The organism is Streptomyces sp. HSW2009 (assembly GCF_040240285.1).
GTDB lineage: Bacteria > Actinomycetota > Actinomycetes > Streptomycetales > Streptomycetaceae > Streptomyces.
Map to the genome: position 1 here is coordinate 1 of NZ_JBEHZD010000751.1, position 3,094 is coordinate 3,094.

4 protein-coding genes are annotated in these 3,094 nt (G+C 72.2%); 3 read left to right on the plus strand and 1 reads right to left on the minus strand.

Features of this window, described 5'->3' with window-relative positions:
* Positions 1-72: 72 nt before the first annotated feature.
* On the minus strand, positions 73-420 hold the full coding sequence (locus tag AAHZ94_RS31710) for an ArsR/SmtB family transcription factor (RefSeq protein WP_349997164.1): 348 nt from the start codon (positions 418-420) through the stop codon (positions 73-75).
* A gap of 93 nt (positions 421-513) precedes the next feature.
* Here AAHZ94_RS31710 and AAHZ94_RS31715 point away from each other — a divergent pair, with 93 nt between their 5' ends.
* The 3 genes from AAHZ94_RS31715 to snpA all read left to right on the plus strand — a co-directional run bounded on the left by AAHZ94_RS31715 (position 514) and on the right by snpA (position 2,946).
* Complete coding sequence (locus tag AAHZ94_RS31715) at positions 514-1,524, plus strand: DMT family transporter (RefSeq protein WP_349997165.1); 1,011 nt, start codon at positions 514-516, stop codon at positions 1,522-1,524.
* Positions 1,525-1,604: 80 nt separating this feature from the next.
* A complete protein-coding gene (locus AAHZ94_RS31720; protein WP_349997166.1) occupies positions 1,605-2,012 on the plus strand; it encodes a hypothetical protein in 408 nt (135 codons plus the stop codon).
* A 256-nt stretch (positions 2,013-2,268) separates the two neighbouring features.
* Positions 2,269-2,946 carry a snapalysin gene (snpA, locus tag AAHZ94_RS31725; RefSeq protein ID WP_349997167.1) on the plus strand — a complete coding sequence of 226 codons (678 nt, stop codon included), beginning with the start codon at positions 2,269-2,271 and terminating at the stop codon, positions 2,944-2,946.
* Positions 2,947-3,094 lie beyond the last annotated feature (148 nt).

Below are 3,094 nucleotides of genomic sequence, written 5' to 3' on the forward strand. Positions count from 1 at the left end.
GTGCCGCAGCCACGGACCGCCGGGCGGACCGCCGAGTGAGGCCGCGCCCCCGTCGCGTCCTGCGGGGTGCCCTCAGCCGGAGTCCTTGACGGCGCGGTCGGCGGCGAGGAGCACGGGCAGCAGGCCGGGGAAGCGGGACTCGATGTCGTCGGTGCGCAACGAGATGTAGCGCTCGCGGCCCGCGACGCGGGTGTGCGTCCAGCCGGCCCGGCGCAGGATGCGGAAGTGGTAGGAGCCGGTGGCCCGGGTGACCGGCAGGTCGATGTCGCCGCAGCCGACCTCTCCGTCGGCGACCAGCCGGTGGATGATCTCGCGGCGCAGCGGGTCGGTGAAGCCCTGGAGGAATTCGGCCAGGCAGATGTCGGCGGTCGCCGGCTGGTCGGCGTCCGCCGGCGCGGATGCGGTCTTCCTCGCGGTCATCGGTGGCGCACACTCCCCACGTTTCGAAGGTTCTCTAATCGTACTGTACGGTGGCGCACGTTCCATTTAGAGAACTGTCGAAAGGTTTTCTCCGTGTCCCGTCCCCTCCTGGGAACGCTGCTGGCCAGCGGCGCCGCCATCGCCCTCGGCAGTCTCTTCCCGGTGGCCGCCGGCATCTTCCGGCACGTCGACGCCCTGCACACCACCACCCTGCGCTACCTGCTGGCAGCGGTCCTGCTGCTGGCGGTCCTGGCCGGAGTGGAGGGGCGGCGCGCGCTGCGGTTCGACGGCCGGGCGGCGCAGGTCATCGGGCTCGGCGTCATCGGCATCGCCGGGGTCAACCTGCTCTCGTTCGTCGGGCTGGCCAACTCCACCCCGCAGAACACCGCCCTGATCGTCGCCCTACAGCCCTGTATCGCCGTGGTCGTGATGTGGCTGCGTACGCGCCGGGCCCCGGGGCCGGCCAAGCTGGGCGTGACCCTGCTGGCCCTGGTGGGCGTGGCCCTGGTCATCACCAAGGGGAGCATCGGCGGGGCCGTGGCCGGTGGGGTCGGCATCGGGGAGGGGCTGGTGCTGATCGCCGCGCTGCTGTGGGTGCTGTACTCGATCGGGGCGGCCTCCCTGACCGGCTGGTCCCCGCTCCGCTACACCGCCCTGACCTCGGCGGTGGGCGCGGTGGTGATGGCCGCGGTCACTGAGGTCGTCACGCTCGCCGGCGGCGCCCGCACCCCCACCACCGGCGACCTGGCCGCGGTCGCCGTGCCGCTCCTCTACATCGTGCTGGTCTGCGGCGTCGGCGCCATCCTGGCCTGGAACGCCAGCATGAAGATCCTCGGCCCCGGCAACGCCGTCCTCTTCTCCACCCTCATCCCGATCACCGCGCTGACCATCCAGATCGTCCGCGGCTACCGCCCCGGGGCCGTCGAGATCGCCGGGGCCGTGATCGCCGTGACCGCCCTCGTCGCCTCCAGCCTCCTGGACCGGCGCACGGCCCGCCGCGCCGCGACCACCGCCCTCGCCGCGCCGCCCGCCGGCGCCGCTCGCCCCGAACACCCCGAACACCTCGAACGTTCCGGGCGGGCCCACGAGGACGCGACGGCCTGACCCCGTCCGGCCCGCCCGCCAGCCCCCGCCCGGCACCGTCATCGACTTCCCAGAGCCCCCGCCCGTAAGAGAGGCCCCGCATGACCACCAGCACCAGCACCAGCACCAGCGCATCGATCGGCACCGCAACCGAGGCCGGCGGCCCGCTGCGCACCTTGTTCGCCTTCTACGTCACCCAGGACTTCTTCAGCACTGAGCCCGGCGAGTGGCCCGCCATCGCCGACACCCTCCGCACCGCATTCGACGACCTCGCCGGTCGGTACGGCGTGCACGTCCTCGGCACCATCGACGACGATCAACTGACCGTCGGCGCCGCGACCGGTGGTGGCCCCGCCACCGCCTACGTACTCGCCGACGTCCCCGATCTCGACACCGTCAAGCAGCTCTGCAACATCCTCCGCGAACAGACGCACGGCCCTCACCTGCTGTGCAAGTACCTGCGCGTGGAGGCCAGGGTCGGCCGCCCCCTCTTCTTCGCCACCCGCTAGCCCGCCGGGCGCGCGGCGGCTCACCGGCCCCAGGCCCCCGTGGTCCGGGGCGCGGGCGGTGCTCCCGGGTGGCTGCGCGCACCGGCCGGCCCCGCCCTGCGGGCGGGCTATTACCTGGTGCTATCGACAAGTGACATGCTCCACGGGTGCGGAAATCTCCCTGAGACTCAGCTCGACAACTGAGCTGAATCCGGAGCGCCTTCACCGCTATCCGAGCGGTCGGTGGGCGTTTCGGGTCGGGAATGGAGTACCCCCCATGAAGCGCTCCAAGATATTTCTGACGGCTTCGCTCGGCCTCGGCCTGGCCGCCTCGGTCGTGTCCCTGCCGTCCGCCTCCGCCACGTCGGCCAAGACCGCGGACACCCAGGTCAGCACGGCCACCAGCATCGCCGCCTACGAGGCGTCGGGCGAGAACCAGGCCGCGACCAAGGCCTTCTTCGAGGCCGTGATGAAGTCGGCCAAGGCCAAGCAGGCCAAGACCGGCTCGCTGGCCGTCACCGTGACGTACAGCGCGAGACGAGCCCCCACCTTCGCCTCCCAGATCGCCCGCAGCACCCAGATCTGGAACAGCGCGGTGCGCAACGTGCAGTTGCGCGAGGGCTCGGGAAGCTACGACTTCGAATACCGCGAGGGCAATGACTCGCGCGGCTCGTACGCCAGCACCAACGGCCACGGCCGCGGGTACATCTTCCTCGACTACCGGCAGAACCAGCAGTACGACTCGGTGCGGGTCACCGCGCACGAGACCGGTCACGTGCTCGGCCTCCCGGACCGCTACTCGGGTCCGTGCAGCGAGCTGATGTCCGGTGGCGGCCCCGGCACGTCCTGCACCAACCCCTACCCGAACGCGCAGGAGTCCTCCCGCGTGAACCAGCTCTGGGCGAACGGCCTCACGGCGTTCGACAAGGGCTCGTTCCTGAAGGACGCCCGCTGATCGGCCCGTTCGGCGATCGATGAGCGATCCGCGCAGATGATGCGCGGGTGATGCGCGTGTGATGCGGCGGGGGGGCCCCGCCCGCGCACCGCCCCCCCCCCCCCCCCCCCCCCCCCCCCCCCCCCCCCCCCCCCCCCCCCCCCCCCCC